Origin of the sequence: Gemmiger formicilis, from assembly GCF_018784445.1 — a bacterium.
Classification (GTDB): domain Bacteria; phylum Bacillota; class Clostridia; order Oscillospirales; family Ruminococcaceae; genus Gemmiger.
On sequence record NZ_WQOH01000026.1, the window covers coordinates 77,195 to 97,219 of the forward strand.

Here is a 20,025-nt window from a genome sequence, read left to right on the forward strand (position 1 = left end):
TTGTACGAATACAAATACGATGCCAAAACCGGCGGCATAATGCTCACAGATACAACTTCACTTGTTTCAAAAGAGCCACGACCAGTCTATGCACAGGAACTTGACTACTTAGGCGTTGATGATTACCTGATATATGAGAAGCAACAGGATGTTCCTTATATGTGGGCTGAAGCTGCCCGCTATATCTATAGGGGAGAGGTCATTTTCAATACAAAGGGCGGCTCCCTTTACGAAAAGCCCACATTGGAATTTGCGATGAAAGAAATGAATGGAGAAAAGGTTCGTGTAATTCCCAATGGAACAATTCTAGAGAAAATTGACATTCCTGCTATGGTAGAAGCAAACAGGGATGCCCTTGCGATTATAGAACAGGTAACCGTTAAAAAAATCTATGATGTATATAAACGGCGAAAAAAATCACTTGATTTTTCCATGTTGCCTTTTCCGGCGGCAAAGACAGCATTGTACTTCTTGAGCTTGTGAAAAAAGCACTGCCGAGAAGTAGCTATATGGTTGTATTCGGTGATACAAAGATGGAATTTCCAGACACATATGATCTGGTTGATATTGTCGAGAAGCAGTGCAAAGAGGAGGGCATAAACTTCTACCGCGCCGCATCGCATTTTGAACCGGAAGAAAGCTGGCGTCTGTTCGGACCTCCCTCCAGAGTTCTTCGCTGGTGCTGCACTGTTCACAAGGCCGCACCCCAGACGCTCAAAATCCGTGAGGTTTTGGGAAAGAACGACTATGTGGGAATGGACTTTGTCGGAGTAAGAGCACATGAAAGTGCCACTCGTGCCACTTATGACGAGGAAAATTTCGGTAAGAAGCAGAAAGGACAGTATTCCCATAACCCGATATTGGAATGGACATCTGCGGAAATTTGGCTGTACATCTTTTCGCATAACCTTCCGATTAATAACACCTACAAAAAAGGAAACTCCAGAGCAGGCTGTCTGTTTTGCCCGATGGGTGGCGGTAAATCTGATAGCTTTAGATATCTTTGCTATAAGAACGAGATAGATAAGTATACTGATATTATTAGAGATACTATTGCCGATGAAAATATCGGTACCTATATAACAAACGGGGGCTGGATCGAACGAAAAAACGGAAGAGATATTATTGGCAATGAAACGAAGTACACTGAAGAGATCATCGGAGACGACCTTGTTATCACAATTAGGAATCCATCAACTGATTGGCATGAATGGATAAAGACGCTTGGCGAAGTCAGCTTTGAATATAATGTTGAGCAGATAAGTAACGGATTTAGAATTTCCGTTCCAAAGCAATACGATAAAAGTAGCGAATGCAAGCTCTTCAAACAGGTATTTCACAAAGCAGCATACTGTGTAAAGTGTGGGGTTTGCGAAGCAAATTGCAGAAACGGGTGTATTTCCTTTAAAGATGGATTGGCGATTACAAATTGTTTGCACTGTAAGCAATGTCATAATATAGACGATGGCTGCTTGGCTTATCACTCTATGCAGTTGCCAAAAAACGGAGGGAGAGTAATGAAGAGCATAAACACGTTTGCGGACCATGCTCCCAAAATTGAATGGATCCAGGCTTTCTTTGAAAAAGGGACTGAGTTCTTTACAGATAATACACTAGGCCCAATGCAGATTAGCATGTTCAAACGGTTTTTATTGGATGCGAAACTGGCCGAGAAAAACAAAACAACCCCGTTTTACGATGTTGTAACACGATTAGGGTGGGAGTCGGAGGAAGCGTGGGGATTAATACTTGTCCAACTGGCCTATCAGAATCCGCAAATAAAGTGGTATATCGATAATATGCCGATTAACGAGACATTTCCGCGTCAGTACCTTGAGGATAAACTTGTTGAAGCTGAAATCAGTCCAAAGGATGCAAAATCCATTCTCAAGGCATTTAAGAGATTGACGGAAATCCCATTAGGCTATGTCATTAATTTCGGGACGACAGAGAATTCCGGACGTCAGCTTTCCTCTTTGCGACGCTGCAAGAGCACATTGTCAAGTGAGCTTGTTCTTCTCTATGCCTTGTATAGATATGCTGAGGCTTGTGAGGGCTATTATCAGTTCAATCTGAGTACACTGATGGATGTAAATGTAGATTCCGTAGGCATCAGCCCGGTAAAGATCTTCGGCTTTGAGCGGGACGAGATGGAAGCAATGCTCAGAGGTCTTTCCGCAAAATACAATGACTTCATTGATGCAGACTTTACACACGATTTGGAGAAGATAGCACTGAGAGACTATCACACATCCGCAGATGTGATCGATCTGTTTTAAGAGGTGAACATGTATGAAATACAGTGAGTATTTTGAAATAGACAAAAACTACTATCCGGAAATTAACCCTGATTCTGTGAAAAACACGGGCAATGAATGGCAATATACCTACCCTCATGAAACCTTTGTCGAACTGCTTTCTTCTGTAGAGCGTATGCTCAGCAGGGAAAACTCTGAACTCCGAAAAGGTATTTGGATTGAGGGCTCATACGGCACCGGTAAGTCCAGAGTTGTGTGGGCGCTAAAGAATTTATTGGAATGCTCCGAAAAGGAGTTTCGTGACTACTTTGAAAAGAATCACGACGAATTCAAAAAAGTCCCGGATCTAGAGGATAAGCTTTTCGCACAAAGGTCAGGGAAAATTGTCACTGTGTTCCGCTACAACAGCGGTGAAATTACCACAATCAAGAAGTTTATCACAGCCGTATTTGACAGCGTTTCTGATGCACTTGATAAGGCAGGCATTGCATATAACGGCAACAAAACACTGCGTGGTAAAGTTGTCCAGTGGCTTTCAGATGATGCTAACAAGGCATATTTCAACGCTATTATTTCTATGCCGCAATATCGCTCTCTGGGCAGCTTAAGCGGCAAAAACGCCGATGAGATTATTGCACAGTTAAACAATCCTTCTGCCAGTTCGGATGCCCTCCTCACTGATATTCTGCGTATCGGCGAAGAAAAAGGTATTAAACCGTTCAATATTGAAATGCAGGATTTGAAGGACTGGCTCACAGACATCATCGAGAGCAATCAATTAAAGGCAATCGTTTTTCTGTGGGACGAGTTTTCCTCCTTCTTTAAGAATAACCCGACTGCTTTGGATGTATTCCATTCTTTGGCGGAGCTTGCAAACCATAAGCCATTTTACATGATTATTGTAACGCATATGGCGGGCTCTTTCTTCTCGGATTCGGACAAGAAAACAAAAGATGCTTTCAGCATTGTCTATGACCGTTTTGTACATAAAACAATTGAAATGCCGGATAACGTTGCGTTCAGGCTTATTAAGCACGCAATGAAGATAAAAGACGTCGCGAAAGATGAATACGAAGATTTCGCCGACGAGCTAACAAGCTACATGCCTTCCTCCAGAAAGGCGGTATGTGAATTTGTAAAGGTAGACGACGATGTGATGAAGGGAATCTTCCCCATTCATCCTATGGCGGCTCTTTTGCTCAAGCACTTTGCTAAGAACTTTGCTTCTAACCAGAGAAGCATGTTCAACTTTATTAAAAATAGCCAGTCTAATGATTTGCATGCGTTTCAGTGGTTTATTGAGAATCATTCCCCCGAAGACAATGAAATTCTTACGATAGATTATCTGTGGGATTTCTTCTATGAAAAAGGCGGAGATGAAAACTCAGATACACAAGGCAAGAGTAATCTGGATATTGCTATTGCTACTATTCTTGATACATATCCTAGCAACGCTTCCAAACTGAACCGTGAGGAACAGCGTGTTCTTAAAGCTGTCCTTATGATGCAGGCAATTAGCAAAAAAATGAACAACGGCGTGGAATTGCTGCGTCCAACAGCGCAGAACCTTGGACTTGCATTTGAGGGCGATGATTCTATGGAGAACAACCGTGCCATCAATATTGCAAGAAATCAACTCGTTCAAAAGAAGATCCTTTATATCGACACAAACGGTTCTGTTGAAGAATTTGCCGCCTCTGCCATTGCCGGAGATCAGGTACAGATTGATGCAATTAAGGATCGCCTTCGCAAAGAAACAAAAACCGCCAAACTCATTGATGACGGCGATTTGTTATCGGCATTTACCTTTAATTCCGCCTTGCGTGCAAGATACAATTTTCAGTATGCAACGGTAGATAATTTCAAAGTCACAATCAACAAGATAAACAATATGCCTAAATCCTACAAGTTCAACGCGGTAATTTGTATCGCTAGAACTGAGGAAGAACAAATAACCCTTCGCCTGAAAATAGCCGAAGCAGTACAGGATTCTGCTTATGCCGATATCATCTTCATTGATGCCACATCTAATATTATGGGTGCAGATCGTTTTGAACAGTGGATTAGTGTTGCTGCTCAAACGGAGTACTGGAGACCGAAAGATCCACGTCTTGCCGACAATAAACAAACAGATGTTAAACGTACGCTTGCAGACTGGAAGAATGATATCGCGGGAGGAAAATTCACGGTTTACTTTGGGACGGGCTTTAAAGAAAATGCTCCCAGCATGACCCTTCTCAAAGAAAAGCTTGCAGCAGTCGTACTGAAAGTTTACCCTCTGTCTTTTGACAATTGCAATGTTTCTGATCAGTTCTTTACCGATGCAAAGTTTGCTGATGCTGCTAAAAAAGGCATTGCTATGGCAAAGACCGTTGACTTCACACGACCCGGCATTTTCCAGGAAAAGTATGTAAAGGCTATGCTCGGAGATGCGCTTGGAATTGAGCATTTTGAGGAAGCCAAGCCGTATCTGAGCATCTCCAAGCTCAAACTGAAGGTAAAAGCCCTTATAGATGGAGTTTTTGAGAAGGATGTTCGTATCGCTATCAGTGACATCTTTGATTATTTGATGAAGGAAGGCTTTATGCCTTGCGCAATGTATGCATACCTTGCGGGATTTCTTCTGAGTGATTATTCTGATGAGCCATACAGATATGGTGTCGGTTCTGCGGGTGATGACGGTGGCAAAATGACCGCTGAGGAACTCGGGAACGACATCGGAGAGTATGTTAAGAATAAAGTTTCTCCGATAAAAAACTACAAAGAGAAGTACATTGAAATAATGACGCCCGACCAGAAGGCCTTTGTTGATTTTGCAGCCAAGGCGTTCGGCATTGCAGAAAATCTTTCCGTAGAACAGGCCGCTTCAAAAGTCAGAATCAAGCTGAGAGACATCGGCTATCCCATCTGGTGCTTCAAAGTTATCGACACAAACGGCTTGGAAGGATTTATTGACAAGCTTGCGGAAATATCGAATTCGCAAAACGGCGGGAATGTACCGGCTCTTGCCGGTCAAATGGGTAAAATGCTTCTTGCAGTACCTTCTTCCATCAACAATTTAACTCGGCTCTTAACAGCAGAAAACGGATATAAGGCAATGGAAGAATTCCTTCATGATTTTGAAGGAGGTCAGTTATTAACCTGTGCAAAGGCCATAGGAATTCCTGATGTTATGACCGATGTTAGAAAGCAAATCGGTTCTGGTGAAGCAACATGGCTTTGGAATATGGACACCGGATTGGAGGAGTTGCGGAAGCTACTCGTTGACTACAAGATTATTCTCCAAAGCATTCAGCTGGGAATAAAGGCAGCATCCTTCTTCTCTTGCATGCAGGCATGGAAGGACTATACACGTTATATTAAGTCTCCGGCAAGTGTAATCACCGCAAAATGCCCTGAGCTCATGTATTTCATCGGCTGTCTGAAAGACATCGCCGAGAATGGAGAGATTTCTCATGAAAAACATGAGAAATTCCTTGCAGAAATCACTGAAAAGGCTTCTGCCATTTCCGCGTTGAAGGAAGAAAAAATTGCAATTTTTAAAGCGACTTATTCTCTGTACTTAGTCGGTTTCAACGATACAGAAGTTGAAAAAATATACAACAAGTTGCCGGCTTCTTCGTTTACCGATGACAAGTCTACATTTGAGAAGAACGTTTCCGCAATTTCTGATGAAGTTCGAAGCGAGCAAGAACGCTTCAGATTGCTTGAGCTTTGGGAAGAAAAAACAGGCACCAAGAACGCTTTTGAATGGAGCGAAAAGAACCGTACACCTATAAGGGTCATGGTTTCGGCAGACGAGCAAGTAAATGCGTTTAAACTATTTGATGCCATAAATTACCCCAACACAGAAGCTTCCAAGGTGTCCGATGCACTGAGTTATCTGAAGACCAATCCAGGATTTATAGCCTCGCTTTCGGATAAATCCAAAATAGATACAGCATTTATTCGCGTAATCGTAAAGAAGTACTATGCAATACTGACTGATTTGGACGCAGTAAGAGACCACTTGGAAAAGGTTTTACCGAAGGCGCCTTATTCATGGTATGGTGATCCCGCTGTATCTGCCGAAATCGAAAAACTTGCCAATTCCAAATACAGAGCCGGTGGTAACTCTGTTGTCATGCAACGAATTGATAAAATGGACGCTGAAGAGGCAAAAAAATACTTGCGTAAACTCGTCCAGGAGGATGTTGAAGTAGGTATATCAATTATCAGCAAGGAAGGTATTTGATATGAAATCAATTGCCGTTGATGAGGCCGTAAAGAATGTCAGCGAATACTTAAGCAGCGATAACATATATCCGTATTTTGTCTCTGTAAGCGGGAGCGATGAGTATCGGGTCCTTCTTCATTGTTTCGTATCATTAAAGAAAATCAAGGTCAGTGAATTTTGCAGTGCAGACGCGTATCCTGATCTCGACGGTTTTCTTGACGCGGTTAAGGAAGGACACAATGGAAAGCTGATTCTAGGTGTCGGAGAATATATTACCTGCGGAGGCAATAACGACATTCTATACCGCTTAAAAAATCTCCCCTCGCCTAAAACCGTTGTATTATGCAGAGGAATAAAACAGGAACTCTCAAAACTTAACAATGCAGATCGTAAATTCAACGCAAGACGTTTCTGTTGTGTGGATTCCGAGCTTGACTTTTCTGTAATTTCAGCCGAATTTCCTATCGGATCACAATTGTGCAAAGGGTATAAGAATCTTATTGCTGTGCTCGAGGACGGTGCTAACGGCAATGTATATGTAAAAACGAGCTTGAATGTCGCTCCAACAAGAAAGATTTCCTCTGCTTACGATGCAATACGCGAACAAGATATTCATTTTGAACTTCCTAGAAATTGCTTGGATGACGAGCAGTGGAGTGAGTTTTTGAAGAATCCGGACATTTCCGGTTCTTATGAGCTCTCAAGTTGGAGAGCATATCTCAAGTATAAAATGAACTTATCAGAAGCTAATGATTATCTGCGAGCAGTTGTGGCAACTTCTGTGAATTATTCGGCATACAAGAAGAATCTGTTCGATTTGATTCTCTCATATTCTCCGAAGAGCAAGGAATACAGCGTACTTTATCCTCAAAGAAAAGAACTGCTGAAGGCTGCGCAAGATATGGAAATCAATTCGTATCTTGCAAAGTCAAAGCAACGCGAGTCGCAGAGAATATATTACCTTACAGATAATACAGAAGAGGAACAGTACGAGATAATAAAGGAAATTGTTTCTCTTGGCACGGTTCCCAAAGAAATAGCCACAATTTTCCCTGAGTTGGATGATTACTTATGTAAGTATGCTTTCGGTTGCAAAAATGGCGAACTTTTTACTGAATATTTTCAGGAATACAAGGCGAACAAACTATTAAACAGGGTTTCAGGCACCTTCCTTGAAACAGTGCAGAAATATGCCTTAGACGGTAACAGAAAGTATAATGTGTTGCCAACACGTGGCTCACTTGTTGAACAGTACAATGACGGTAAAAACGGCATGATTTGGATTGATGCTTTGGGTGTTGAATTTCTAGGTTACATTCAACGCATTTGCGCCAAAATCGGATTGAAGCTGGATGTACAAATTGGTCGTGCTGTTCTCCCTACTTTGACAAGTAAAAACAGATCTTTCTATGACGAGTGGAAAGGGCCAAAGCAGCAGACGAAGCGTTTGGATGACATCAAACACAAAGGTGAAGACCGTTTTAATTACGAAAGTGGCGGTGATGGTAAACTGCCTCTTCACATAGTGGCCGAGTTGAAAGTTATAAAAGACGCATTGTATAGGGCTAAAAGTCTGCTGCTGCAAGAAGAAGTTAGAAAAGTGATCATTGCTTCAGATCATGGTGCAAGCCGCTTAGCTGTAATTAACGAACACCAAAGTAAACATACGATGTTGGATACAACCGGGCAACATTCTGGCAGATGCTGCCCACTAAGTGAAACAGATGAAAGGCCGGATTCTGCAACTTCAGAAAATGGGTTCTGGGTGCTGGCAAATTATGATCGCTTTGGTGGCGGCAGGAAGGCAAGTGTTGAAGTTCATGGTGGTGCCACACTTGAAGAAGTTATTGTGCCTGTCATAGAGCTTACACTGCTTGATCCCTCGATTACAATGGAGAACTTAACCCCAACAGTTTGGTCCAGCTATAACGAAAATCCTGTTCTGGAGTTATTCTGTGCAGCGAATGTTGATAAGATGAGACTGCGTGTTGGGAATGTGACTTATGAAGCAGAAAAGGTCAGCGACGTTAAATATCGTTTTGTCCTGAATAAGCATAAAATATCCGGACCCTATACGGCCGAAGTATTGGATTCCGATTCCATAATCGGAAAAGTTGGCTTTGATATTCAGAAACGTAGTGGCGAAAAGAATAGCAAAGTTGAAGATGATTTCTTTATTTAAAGGGGAATTGCTATGGACGAAACCACAAGAAAATTAAGAAATTACTTCGATGAGATGGTTGTCTATAAAGACCTTAAAAACAGCAACTTTTTCTCTGCTCTCAGTCTACCTTCTTTCACAAGAGACTGGCTTCTCAGAAAGTTTGCTGATGAAGAGGGACATTTTGACAATGAACAACTCACAGAGTTCGTAAAAAAATATATACCCAAGAAAAATGACTGGACAGCAATAAAAAGTCGTATCGTAAAAGACAATGAACATGTAAGAATGCTAGCCAAAATTTCTATCGAGGTTGATATTCGCAGTGGTCAGGTTTCTTTTACTCTTCCAGACTTCGGACTTTCTACGAAAGAAACCATAATCGAGGATGATGTATGGTTTGATTATAAGGAGCAGCTAATAAGTGGACATGAAGTCTGGGGCATGATTGAGCTGGGATACCGGCTGCCTGATGACTCCGTAACACCGCATATTCCCGGAAAGATCAGACTTATTAGTTTTAGAAATTTTTGTCCCTATGAAATCGATACCGAGTACTACAAAACGGTTCGTTCTAAATTTGATATTAAAGAGTGGATTGATATCTTGCTCGGTGCAGTTGATTATAATGCGGCAGGATACAGCACCCCTGAAGAAAAGCTCACAATGTTGACGCGCCTTCTGCCTTTTGTTGAGAAAAGGCTTAATTTGATTGAACTTGCACCTAAAGGCACCGGGAAATCGTACCTCTTTGGCAGAGTAAGCCGTTATGGTTGGCTTTCAAGTGGTGGTGTAATGTCTCGAGCCAAGATGTTCTATGACATTTCTAAACGCACTGAGGGTCTTGTTTCAGGGAACGACTTTATAACGCTCGATGAAGTTCAAACAATTTCATTTACCGATGTTGATGAAATGCGTGCGGCTCTTAAGGGATATTTGGAGTCCGGTGTATTCACAGTTGGTAATTATGAGGGTACAGCCTCATCCGGCGTCATTCTATGCGGAAACATTTCAAAGGAAACCATGGATAACGACGGAACTACGGATATGTTTCGTGAACTCCCGGCTGTATTCCATGAATCAGCACTTATAGAAAGATTTCACGGATTTATCAAAGGCTGGAATATTCCTAGGATGAATGATGATTTGAAGATATCCGGATGGGCCCTTAACTCCGAATATTTCTGCTCGATTCTTCACGAATTACGGGATGATACAACCTATAGATCTATTGTTGATACCTTAGTTATTGTTCCTGCCGGAGCAGATACCCGAGATACGGAAGCTGTAAAACGAATTACTACGGCATATTTAAAGCTTCTATTTCCCAATGTCAGAAAGCCGGAAGATATTGATAGCCGCGATTTCAACAGATATTGCCTTCGCAGAGCGTGTAATATGCGAGCAACGATTAAAATGCAGCTTGGAATAATGGACAGCGAATATCGCGGAAAAGATATTCCAGCTTTCAAAGTAGCGGAGATAAACTAATGGCAAAATCACATTCCTGTAAAATATGCTTCAAAGCGAATCTGACTAAGGATGAAATTGGCGCTACGAAAAAACTAATTGATAAAAATGCAAAAGAGTTTTTTTGTATTGACTGCCTTGCAGACTATTTAGGCTGCACAGTGGACGAGCTGCTGGAAAAAATTGAAGAGTTTAAAGAAGAAGGCTGCACCCTCTTCAAGTGAGGAAACACCTATGAATCAATTTATCTATGCCGATAATGCGGCCACAACAAAACTGAATAAAGAAGCTTTCAACGCAATGATTCCGTGGCTGACAGATGAGTATGGTAATGCTTCTCAGCCATATGCATTTGCACGAAAACCTAAAAAAGTACTTGCTGAATCACGAAAAATAATTGCTAAGTGTATCAATGCTCTCCCTGAGGAAATTTACTTCACCTCTGGGGGGACGGAAAGTGACAATTGGGCTATAAAGGGCTCTGCCTTTTCGGATCCAGATAAATGTGCAACCATTACTTCGGCAATAGAACATCATGCTCTCTTAAATGCTTGCGCATCCATAGAACAGCATGGTTATCCAGTAACTTACTTATCTCCTGATTCGGAAGGAACTGTGGCTTCAGAACAGCTGAGCGCCGTAATTACCGATAGAACAAGGCTTGTTTCTATCATGTTCTCAAATAATGAGATAGGAACAATCGAACCTATCGCAGAATTGGCTAGAGTTGCCCATTCCCATGGTGCGATTTTTCATACTGATGCAGTTCAGGCAATTGCACATACTCCCATAGATGTGAAGGCGATGGGTATTGATATGCTCTCCGCATCAGCGCACAAATTTAACGGCCCTAAAGGTATTGGATTTCTTTATATCCGAAAAGGCGTTGAATTGAGGCCTCTTAACGATGGCGGTGCTCAAGAATTCGGAATGCGTGCAGGAACTGAAAATATTGCTTCTATCGTGGGTATGGCAAAAGCACTTGAAATCAGTTGCTGCGCGTTAAACGAAAATGCTGAACATATACTAAAACTTGAAAATACTCTGCTTGAACGCTTAAGGGAATCGGGGCTCGATTTTGTGAGAAACGGTGCCCAGAATCACATTCCTGGGAATATCAGCGTATCATTCAAAGATGCAGACGGAGAAGCTATTCTTCATCGTTTGGACTTGATGGGAATATGTGTATCAACTGGTTCTGCATGCAATAGTGTTAGTACGCAAATCTCCCATGTCTTAAAAGCAATCAAACTGAAAGATAATTATGCCAGAGGAACGATTCGGATTTCATTTGGCAAAGAAAACACTTTTGAAGAAGCGAATATAATTGCAGAATCTTTGATTAGAATTCTGAAAAAATGAAAGGCGAAATATGGATATAGATGCAAAGCTCAGACCTTTATTTCTCCTTCAAATTCTAAAAGAGCGTACAGATGAGGACAACTATCTAACCACTACTCAGCTTTGTGATATCTTAAAGAGGGAGTATGGTCTTGAGACTCATCGCACAACACTAAAAAGCGACATTGAAGTTCTGCAGCGGGCTGGTTACACTATCGATGAACGCCGGTCTGCACAGAACCAGTATCGCTTTATTGAGAGGGAGTTTGAAGTCGAAGAGCTAAAAACAATAATTGATGCTGTTGCATCATCGAAGCTTATTACAGAAGGAAAAAGCAATGAACTTATCAAGAAACTCACATCCCTTGCTGGCAGCCATAAAGCGAGCGAACTGAAGAGAAATGTGATCGTAGATGGGCGGGACAAGATTGAGAACAAACAAACGCTATATATTATTGACGCAATAAACGATGCAATTAACCAGAGAAAAAAGATTTCCTTTCAAAAGATTGAGTACAACATTAGGAAGGAACGCATTCTGCACCACGGCGGAGAGCGTTATACTATTAGCCCCTACTCGCTTGTATGGAACGGAGATAACTATTATGTTGTAGGCTATTCTGACAAGTACCAAGCCATTAGCAGCCATAGAGTAGATCGAATCGCGGCGTGCCCATACATCTTGGACGAATCAGCCGTGCCACAGGCTGTTGGTTTTGATGTAAGCAAATATATTAAAACGACATTCAGGATGTATAACGCTCCTCGTGTTGAAGTTGAATTGCTTTGCGATAACAGTGTAATGGATGCTATTATTGACCGCTTCGGACCGGACGTTCAAACATATGCAGGTGATCTTCAGAATTTCCGCGTAATCGAGGAAATTGCTGTGGGTAAAGTCTTTTTCAACTGGATATTTGGCTTTGAAGGGAAAGTACAAATCAAGGGACCTGAAAGCGTTAAAAAGCGATACGGGGAAATGGTAATGTCAGCAATGAACATGGTATCGTGTTCGGCTGGTACATTGTGACCGACAGACGCTTTTAAGCGTGAATAAAATATTGGATGTTTTACTGGAACAGCAGGCATATTACTATAAAAAGGAAAATGAATAGCAGCCTAAAATAAGGGCACGGCTCAAAGTTATCTATAACGAGAAAAGACACACACGACACAAATCCATCTGATTTTTCAGCGGACTTGGTCATGTGTGCTTTTTTGTGTATGTATTTATGGATGGTTATGGAATGCGGTGATACCTTTTATTTGGCTTTTCTCCATTGTCTTTTCGGTTCGCGCTTCCCGGCTATGTCGGAGGATGCCGGCCATTGGAGCAACCATTCGAGATACTCGGACTTTGTAATAGTGCCGGAGGCAAGTTCCTGCTTTCGGGTAAGCCACTCCCGCATGAGGTCATTGACGAGTGGAACATTCATCCATAGTACTGTTGCGGGTGCTGGTGCGATTGAGTCACCCCATGTGGTGCAGGCGTTGCCGCACAGTTCGATGGTTTTACTTTCTATCGGCGCAATCGAAGCATCAAGCGTGACTTCAGCCAGTTTGAAAGATCTTCTATGTTCAAAATCGTACCACATAATTGTCCGCAGGATGTCTAAGAGATATTTGTCGCTCACGAAAAATGTTTCTTCTTTGACATCCAAAACTTTTGCGATTTCTTTTAGTAGAGATGGCTTGGGAACACGGTATCCTATTTCATATTGCGCGATTCGATTTGCGCCGCCGTCCCCAAGATTGAGAAGGTCACCCAGTTGTTTTTGTGTCAAACCTCTATGAAGCCGTACTAGTTTGATTTTTTGACCTACTTCCATGAAAAAAGCCCTCCAATAAATTTTCTCTATTGTAGCACACCATAACATGAAAGCGCAAGTGAAAAAACGAAAAATGAATTTTTTGTGACTTCTATTGACATTCGCTCGTGAGCGAAGTATCTTATATGTACACTTCGCTTGCATGCGAATGTAAAATACTGATATAAGGATGGTGATCGAATGGATTGTAAAGAAATCAGAGAAATGTACAAGCTCATGTTTGCGGAGTACCCGGACATTGTAACGGTCAAGGATCTGCAAGCCATGCTGGGCATCAGCCGCCACGCGGCGTATGACCTGCTGGGGGAGGGCGAAATCAGCTGCATCCGGCTGGCAAACGCTTACAAGATTCCCAAAATCAATGTCATTGACTATGTTCTGAAGCGTCCGTGCGGTCAGAAGCGCGTGAGCGCGTAGGAGCGACCTTGATTTTGGCAAGAGCACCTCCCCGTCTCAAATAGATTCGGCACCTTGAAAACTGCATATCCGACAAGCAAGGTACATTCACCGCATTGCCGTCAACTTACGAGTACGGCAGCGCAGACAGAGTACGCGCCATGACTGCCACCGGGCACGAGCGATTCAATCTCTGATAAACACCCCATGGCGGAGTGGAGCGCAATGACAGATGTGGTCGTAAAGATACTTCCGTCCAGTCACAGTTCACACAATGAGGGCGGCAGGCAGAGAACCTGGCTGGGGTAAAAATACCCATGATGCCGTTGCAGCCGAACGGCAGCCTTGCGAATCGTCCCCACAGCTGGGGCAAGGTGGGCAAATGCAGCTGTAAATCGAAATGTTATCCCGAAAGTGTACCGAACGGATTCACTTTTTCCAGCCCAGTAAAAGTAGTGAATCAGAACAGTATACTTTCGGATAATTTATTGGGAGTGAATCAGATTTGATTCACAATTCAGAGGGAAAGGCATAAAAGTGAATCAGTTCTGATTCACTCGCAGTAACTGCCCAAATCCGTCCGGTGTGGGGCAGATGCCACACGCAGCACACGGATACGAAACAGCCAGAACACCCGCAGTTTGGCGCGTTTGTGGGGCTGTGGGGCGGCGTGAGCCGTACAACTTAATACTAGAGAGTAAAACTTACTACGCACAAAATTACGATACTATGAGATAATAGATATATACCAAACAAGAAAGGATGATGTGAATGACTTCCACAAGATTACCGAAAACCATTACCGCCGGCGCACTGCTTGCAACGCCGATTCCGCCTGTAAAATGGATTATCCCCGGTCTGCTCCCGGCAGGGTTGGCAATTTTTGCCGGTCCCAGCAAGACGGGCAAAAGCTGGCTGACACTTTGGCTCTGCTTGCAGATTTCGCAGGGGAAATCTGTGTGGGGGCGTGAAACAGAACCGAGAACCGTGCTTTATTTCTCGCTGGAAGATACACTGGGTCGTCTGCAAGAACGCCTTTACCAGCTTGTCGATGCAGAAGAAGACCCGGAACGGCTCATTCTGCAGACGGAAAGTCACGGAATTGGGCAGGGATTGGAGGAACAAATCGTCAGTTTCATCCATGCTTACCCTGATATTAGCCTCATCGTCATCGATACCTTGCAAAAGGTGCGAAAAGCCGACCAGAATGGTAGTATGTATGCCAATGACTATAAGGATATTGGGGCATTAAAAGAACTTGCCGACAAGTACGGCATCTGCATCCTGCTGGTGCATCATTTGCGTAAGCAATCATCGTCAGACCCCTACGACCAAATTTCCGGTTCAACGGGCATTATGGGCGTGGCGGATACGACATGGCTCATGCATCGTCAGCGCATGAGTAAAACCGCGACAATTCGTGTAATTGGACGTGATATGGACGAGAAAATGCTGCATATCCGCGAAGAAAACTGCGTCTGGACGTTGGATGAGGAAGAAACCGCAGAACAGCAGGCGTTGAAAGCTATTCCTGACTACCTTTGGAAAGTTGCAGACTACATTGACTCGGTCGGAAAATGGCAGGGTACAGCTACGGAATTGCTTGTTGCAGCGAATATTTCTGATGTGAAGCCTAACCAGTTCACCCGGAAGATGGCGCACTATGCCCGCGATATATTCAGCCCTCGCGGTATCGAGTATAAGTACACCCGCACGGAGCAAAAACGTCTGTTTGAGTTCTTCCATGACGATGATGACGGTGATGACGATGATATTGATATATCGGAGTTGTTCCACTGGGGTATCCCACAAACATCGTCAGCATCGTCAGCATCGTCATTAAGGTCGCTTGAGGGAAGCAAGCATGGGCGAAGTGTTGCCACAGGGCAACCCGCCGAAAAGCCTACGGGGCCAGCCCCGAACCCCTGTGAGGCTGCTGGCGCATGAGAAAACGCAGCGTTGGAATCAATGTCCGCGTCAGCGTCACTGAAAAGAAAAAGGTGACGATGTTGGCTCGGAAGTGCGGCTTGTCACTCTCAGAGTATTTACGCCAGCGGGCGCTGGGATATGAACCGGGCGGACACCCGCCCAAGGAGGTATTTAATGTATTGGACAAACTGGATGAAATTGCAGAGAACTGTTCTGCACGGGAAGGGGCAGCCATCAACGCCCAGACCGACCGCATGAGGGATTTGCTCATTGGCGGTAACTAAGATTTGGACAATAAAGGACAGCCTGCAGCACGTCCTTGACTATGCGGCCAACCCGGACAAAACCGAATACGATGCCCTTGCCCAGACGCTGCACTACGCAGAAAACGATGCCAAGACCAAGCTGAACGAGAGCGCCCAGCTTGTCACCGGCATCCATTGCAGGGCAGACCATGCGTGGGAAGATATGCGGGCTGTACAGGAATGCTTTGGTAAAACAGACGGCGTGGTGGCGCTCCACGCCTACCAGAGTTTCCGCGAAGGGGAGGTTACTCCGGAGCAGTGCCACGAGATCGGCGTGGCGCTGGCCCGCAAGGTCTGGGGCAAGCGTTTCCAAGTGCTGGTCGCTACCCATATGAATACGGATAATCTGCACAACCACTTCGTTATCAATTCTGTATCGTATGTAGACGGCAAGAAATACGAGCAGCTCCGCAGCCAATACGCTGAGTTCCGGGCGGCATCCGACAAGCTGTGCCGGGAGTACGGCCTGTCGGTAGTGGAACAACCAAGGGAAAAAGAACCTGCACGGTACGCCCGGATGCGCGAAGCCATCGACCAAGCCTGTGAGGATGCCAGCACTGCCGAGGACTTCCACAGGGCGTTGTATCGGCAAGGGTACATTTTCGGCAGCGACCCCAACCGAAAGTATGCAACCATCCGGGCGCGGGATGGCGGTCGAGCCGTGCGCCTTTATAGGCTGGGAGAAGAATACGATTTACCTGCCATAGATGACCGACTGCGCGGAAATTACCTGCTGTATGGACCAAGGCTGTATGAGTTGAAACACCCGCCCCGACAGTATGCGCCAAAACGGTATCGTCCTACGGAAAATAGAAGCGTTCTCCAGATTTTCTTCGAGGTATTCTTTGGGGAATCCCAGATGCACCGCTTGTATCTGTACTACTGTTATCAGTTGGGTATTCTACCCAAGAAACAGCAGCCACGCATCAACCGCCCGGAGTTGGAGCGCATCTGGAAAGACACTGAGAGAATCCTTGCAGAACACGCCTTCGTTCACGACCACAAGTTTCCCTCTTTGCAGGCGATCGTGGACTACCGCAAGAGTTTGTCCCGGCAGATGGAAACCCTTGCCGCGCAGCGGGCGGAAATCGTCAAGCAGATGCGCCGAAAGGATGCTCCGCCGGAGTTGGCTGACCAACGCATGGCGTTGACCTGCAAGATTGCGGAACTCCGCAAAGAGGACAAGATTGCAGAGGGAGCAATCAAGCGTATTCAACGCACACGCGAATCCAACCGTATTGACCGGGAAAACAGAATGCCGCAACATCCCAGACCGCGCCGCCGCAGGCGGGAGCAGGAACGCGAATGATGTCAGTTTGCACCCAATGCGCAGGACGGTTCTTGTGCAATTCTGTGAATAGCTTTCCGGCGGGATTGCTGGTATCGTTGTACCGAACCCAAAATGCAGCAACTTAAAAAAGGAGAGATGCCTATGGTAGCAGGACGCTTACAGGAAAAGAACGGTTTTTTCTACATTGTGCTGAGTTACACGGACTCGGCGGGGAAACGCCGTCAGCCTTGGATCGGCACAGGGCTGCCCGTCAAGGGCAACAAGAAACGCGCCGAAAAAATGCTGGCGGATACGCGAAAGGATTTCACGATTCCCAAGGGTCAGGTGTCCGAACTCAGCCCGGATATGGCATTCAGCGACTATATGCGGTACTGGCTGAAAATGATGCGCACAGCCGTAACGGAAACTACTTACTCGTCCTATTGCTTCAATGTGGAAAAGCACATCATTCCCTACTTTGAACCGCTGGGCGTAACGCTGGCAGGGTTACAGCCGCGCCAGATTCAGAGCTTTTATCTGCACGAAGCGGAAACGCTGAAAAACACCTCTATCCTGCGATTCCACGCCAACCTGCACAAGGCGCTGCAATACGCCGTGCGCATCGACCTGATAGCCAGCAACCCGGTGGACAAGGTGGACCGCCCCAAGCCGCAAGCGTTCATGGCAAGCTATTACAGCGCCGAGGAAATGGAAAAGCTCTTTGAAGCCGCCCAAGGCCATAAGCTGGAACTTATCATCCAGCTTGCAGCCTTTTACGGACTGCGCCGTGCCGAGGTGATGGGCTTGCGGTGGGAGGCCATCGACTTTGAAGCCAAGACGCTGACCATTCGCCACATCGTGACCAGCACCCGCATTGATGGCAAGAAAATTTTGGTAGAAGCTGACCGAGCCAAAACAAAATCCAGTCTGCGCACCTTGCCGCTGGTAGATCCGATTGCGGAGCGCTTAAAAGCCGTCAAAGAGCAGCAGGAGTATAACCAGAAAATCTGCGGCAACTGCTATAATCAAGAGTACCTCGGCTATGTATTTGTGGATGCAATGGGAAATCTGATCCAGCCAGATTCCGTGACAACAGGCTTTCCGCAGTTGCTGAAAGAGAACGGTCTGCGCAGGATCCGATTCCACGATTTGCGTCACTCCTGCGCCAGTCTATTGCTGAAAGAGGGCGTACCGATGAAGCAGATTCAAGAGTGGTTGGGCCACAGCGATATTTCCACCACAGCCAACATTTACGCACATCTGGATTCGCAATCCAAGAACCTGAGCGCCCAGACGATGGCAAACACGCTGACACTGCCGAAAGCGCCGAGCGTAAAAGAATGGTGAGGTAAAACGGCACACCCCGGCATCTGTCCGAGTAAGGACGGATGCCGGGGTGATTTTGTTTGCTTTTAGTTTTGGGGTGTAAAATCGAATACGTTAACAAAGTTTACTTTAATACCTTGATTCTAACAATATATACGCTTCTATTCGATTTCTCGTCTTGTCTAGAACCATCATTTTGCTGTGTGGCTGTTCTTTCGGTGTGGCTTGTTATGTAGTCGACTGCTTTCAACCTATCTAGTAGTTGTTTTATGCCGTCCTTCCAAGGCACGGTCACCTGATTTCGTTGAGTTCGATTAGACAGACGATTAAAGGGAACTTTAGGAATTGAAGTACAGACTATCGTACTGAAAGAATGATAGAATGTATATAGGGAATGGAAATAAGATCATCATAACGAATCGTGAAGCATTTCGCGAAATATGTTAAATAACAGATGACATATTTATTAAAATTTGCTATACTTGCAATAGTATAATTAACTGACGAAGAATTAAATAACAGCTCTGGTAATTGATTATAGGCAGTATGAATCATAAGTATTTATGATGGAGCGAGGAGAAAAGAGATATGAAGGATTTTGAAAATGATTTGATTTATTATCCTAATCCGGACCCGGTCAAGGAACCGAGATTTATTTTGAAATCTGTAGATGAATTGGAAAAATCAACAAAATACAGTGTTACCTGCAATGGAACAGAGCGTGTGGTATACCATACAGATTCGTTTGACTATGTTGTAGTAGTAGATAACGAAGCGTATGATCTGGAGATTTCAATCCATACACCATATGAAAAACTTGAAATCCGTCCGTCCAGCTTTGGCATAGTTCCTTCTGTAAAAGGAGAAACAGTCCATATCCATCTTGATGAACCGAGAAAGTTTACTGTAGAGACAGATGGTGGTCTTCATGATGCATTGTTTGTGCTTTGCTCGCACAGGATTGAGAAGCCGGCAGATACCACCATCTGCTTTGAAAAGGGCAAGGTATATAATGTAGGAGTTCTTACCTTAAAGTCCAATGATACGGTTTACATAGAGGAAGGTGCTGTTGTATCAGGTTGTGTATACGCAGACCATTGTGACAATATTTCCATTGTAGGAAACGGAATTATCAACGGAGCCTGCTGGCATCTGCCGGACAGTAATGCACACCGTTTCTTTATCTATGCCAAGTGGTGTAATAATGTACTCTTAAAAGGCTTTACTGCTGTAGACGGTCCTTCCTGGCATGTGGTTCCTGCGGCGTGTGACCATGTTGTGATTGATGATATGAATATTTATTGATGTGTGATAAAGAAGCAATAGAAGGGTAAAAAATTTTGCCGTTCCTATCCGGCACTTGCGCATTGTGTCGGATAGGTCGGGCGGTTATTCGGGCAAGTCCACCTTGCCAACAAAAGAATAATAAATCTCAATGTCCTGTCTGCGGGTCTTGTTCTCGTCATAGCTGCACTCATGCACAACAATTTTCTCTACAAACTCCCGCAGCAGAGTAGGGGTAAG

At 44.4% G+C, this 20,025-nt stretch carries 16 protein-coding genes; 14 read left to right on the top strand and 2 right to left on the bottom strand.

Annotation, left to right across the window (positions count from 1 at the left end; genetic code table 11):
- From GPK89_RS09420 to GPK89_RS09455, 8 genes are read left to right on the top strand one after another with little or no spacing between them, the layout of a single operon-like run.
- The gene (locus tag GPK89_RS09420) at positions 1-483 is read left to right on the top strand and encodes a hypothetical protein (protein ID WP_215692601.1); all 483 of its coding nucleotides are present in this window, start codon (positions 1-3) and stop codon (positions 481-483) included.
- Positions 480-2,279 carry a phosphoadenosine phosphosulfate reductase family protein gene (locus GPK89_RS09425; RefSeq protein WP_346344850.1) on the top strand — a complete coding sequence of 600 codons (1,800 nt, stop codon included), beginning with the start codon at positions 480-482 and terminating at the stop codon, positions 2,277-2,279. Before GPK89_RS09420 ends, GPK89_RS09425 begins: the two co-directional genes overlap by 4 nt.
- Before the next feature lie 13 nt (positions 2,280-2,292).
- Positions 2,293-6,492 carry a hypothetical protein gene (locus GPK89_RS09430; protein WP_215692602.1) on the top strand — a complete coding sequence of 1,400 codons (4,200 nt, stop codon included), beginning with the start codon at positions 2,293-2,295 and terminating at the stop codon, positions 6,490-6,492.
- Between the two features lies 1 nt (position 6,493).
- On the top strand, positions 6,494-8,656 hold the full coding sequence (pglZ, locus tag GPK89_RS09435; protein WP_215692603.1) for a BREX-4 system phosphatase PglZ: 2,163 nt from the start codon (positions 6,494-6,496) through the stop codon (positions 8,654-8,656).
- 12 nt (positions 8,657-8,668) lie between these two features.
- The gene (brxL, locus tag GPK89_RS09440; protein WP_215692604.1) at positions 8,669-10,126 is read left to right on the top strand and encodes a BREX system Lon protease-like protein BrxL; all 1,458 of its coding nucleotides are present in this window, start codon (positions 8,669-8,671) and stop codon (positions 10,124-10,126) included.
- Positions 10,126-10,329 carry a hypothetical protein gene (locus GPK89_RS09445; protein ID WP_215692605.1) on the top strand — a complete coding sequence of 68 codons (204 nt, stop codon included), beginning with the start codon at positions 10,126-10,128 and terminating at the stop codon, positions 10,327-10,329. The genes brxL and GPK89_RS09445 overlap by 1 nt, the downstream gene beginning before the upstream one ends.
- Positions 10,330-10,339: 10 nt before the next feature.
- The gene (locus tag GPK89_RS09450) at positions 10,340-11,467 is read left to right on the top strand and encodes a cysteine desulfurase family protein (RefSeq protein ID WP_215692606.1); all 1,128 of its coding nucleotides are present in this window, start codon (positions 10,340-10,342) and stop codon (positions 11,465-11,467) included.
- A 10-nt stretch (positions 11,468-11,477) separates the two neighbouring features.
- Positions 11,478-12,476, top strand: a complete 999-nt coding sequence (locus GPK89_RS09455; RefSeq protein WP_252261608.1) for a helix-turn-helix transcriptional regulator — start codon at positions 11,478-11,480, stop codon at positions 12,474-12,476.
- Positions 12,477-12,708: 232 nt separating this feature from the next.
- Here the strand turns inward: GPK89_RS09455 and GPK89_RS09460 are convergent, their stop codons facing one another.
- Complete coding sequence (locus tag GPK89_RS09460) at positions 12,709-13,275, bottom strand: helix-turn-helix domain-containing protein (RefSeq protein WP_215692607.1); 567 nt, start codon at positions 13,273-13,275, stop codon at positions 12,709-12,711.
- A 180-nt stretch (positions 13,276-13,455) separates the two neighbouring features.
- Between GPK89_RS09460 and GPK89_RS09465 the strand changes: the two genes are divergently transcribed.
- The 6 genes from GPK89_RS09465 to GPK89_RS09490 all read left to right on the top strand — a co-directional run bounded on the left by GPK89_RS09465 (position 13,456) and on the right by GPK89_RS09490 (position 19,806).
- Complete coding sequence (locus tag GPK89_RS09465; RefSeq protein WP_215692608.1) at positions 13,456-13,692, top strand: helix-turn-helix domain-containing protein; 237 nt, start codon at positions 13,456-13,458, stop codon at positions 13,690-13,692.
- Between the two features lie 750 nt (positions 13,693-14,442).
- Positions 14,443-15,618, top strand: a complete 1,176-nt coding sequence (locus GPK89_RS09470; RefSeq protein ID WP_215692609.1) for an AAA family ATPase — start codon at positions 14,443-14,445, stop codon at positions 15,616-15,618.
- Entirely contained in the window at positions 15,615-15,884 is a 270-nt protein-coding gene (locus tag GPK89_RS09475) for a plasmid mobilization protein (protein WP_215692610.1), read from the top strand. The genes GPK89_RS09470 and GPK89_RS09475 overlap by 4 nt, the downstream gene beginning before the upstream one ends.
- Positions 15,871-17,214, top strand: coding sequence for a relaxase/mobilization nuclease domain-containing protein (locus tag GPK89_RS09480; RefSeq protein WP_215692611.1), 1,344 nt, complete (start codon positions 15,871-15,873; stop codon positions 17,212-17,214). The genes GPK89_RS09475 and GPK89_RS09480 overlap by 14 nt, the downstream gene beginning before the upstream one ends.
- Before the next feature lie 123 nt (positions 17,215-17,337).
- A complete protein-coding gene (locus GPK89_RS09485) occupies positions 17,338-18,522 on the top strand; it encodes a tyrosine-type recombinase/integrase (RefSeq protein WP_215692612.1) in 1,185 nt (394 codons plus the stop codon).
- Between the two features lie 567 nt (positions 18,523-19,089).
- A complete protein-coding gene (locus GPK89_RS09490) occupies positions 19,090-19,806 on the top strand; it encodes a hypothetical protein (protein ID WP_215692613.1) in 717 nt (238 codons plus the stop codon).
- An 84-nt stretch (positions 19,807-19,890) separates the two neighbouring features.
- Here GPK89_RS09490 and GPK89_RS09495 read toward each other — a convergent pair.
- Positions 19,891-20,025 (bottom strand): DUF4368 domain-containing protein (locus tag GPK89_RS09495; protein WP_215691481.1); only part of this gene is annotated, 135 nt, incomplete at its 5' end.

Excerpts from the sequence above, each read along its gene's own strand:
- GPK89_RS09430 (WP_215692602.1), top strand. The coding sequence starts at position 2,293 with ATGAAATACAGTGAGTATTTTGAAATAGACAAAAACTACTATCCGGAA.
- pglZ (WP_215692603.1), top strand. The coding sequence starts at position 6,494 with ATGAAATCAATTGCCGTTGATGAGGCCGTAAAGAATGTCAGCGAATAC.
- brxL (WP_215692604.1), top strand. The coding sequence starts at position 8,669 with ATGGACGAAACCACAAGAAAATTAAGAAATTACTTCGATGAGATGGTT.
- GPK89_RS09445 (WP_215692605.1), top strand. The coding sequence starts at position 10,126 with ATGGCAAAATCACATTCCTGTAAAATATGCTTCAAAGCGAATCTGACT.
- GPK89_RS09450 (WP_215692606.1), top strand. The coding sequence starts at position 10,340 with ATGAATCAATTTATCTATGCCGATAATGCGGCCACAACAAAACTGAAT.
- GPK89_RS09455 (WP_252261608.1), top strand. The coding sequence starts at position 11,478 with ATGGATATAGATGCAAAGCTCAGACCTTTATTTCTCCTTCAAATTCTA.
- GPK89_RS09460 (WP_215692607.1), bottom strand. The coding sequence starts at position 13,275 with ATGGAAGTAGGTCAAAAAATCAAACTAGTACGGCTTCATAGAGGTTTG.
- GPK89_RS09465 (WP_215692608.1), top strand. The coding sequence starts at position 13,456 with ATGGATTGTAAAGAAATCAGAGAAATGTACAAGCTCATGTTTGCGGAG.
- GPK89_RS09470 (WP_215692609.1), top strand. The coding sequence starts at position 14,443 with ATGACTTCCACAAGATTACCGAAAACCATTACCGCCGGCGCACTGCTT.
- GPK89_RS09475 (WP_215692610.1), top strand. The coding sequence starts at position 15,615 with ATGAGAAAACGCAGCGTTGGAATCAATGTCCGCGTCAGCGTCACTGAA.
- GPK89_RS09485 (WP_215692612.1), top strand. The coding sequence starts at position 17,338 with ATGGTAGCAGGACGCTTACAGGAAAAGAACGGTTTTTTCTACATTGTG.
- GPK89_RS09490 (WP_215692613.1), top strand. The coding sequence starts at position 19,090 with ATGAAGGATTTTGAAAATGATTTGATTTATTATCCTAATCCGGACCCG.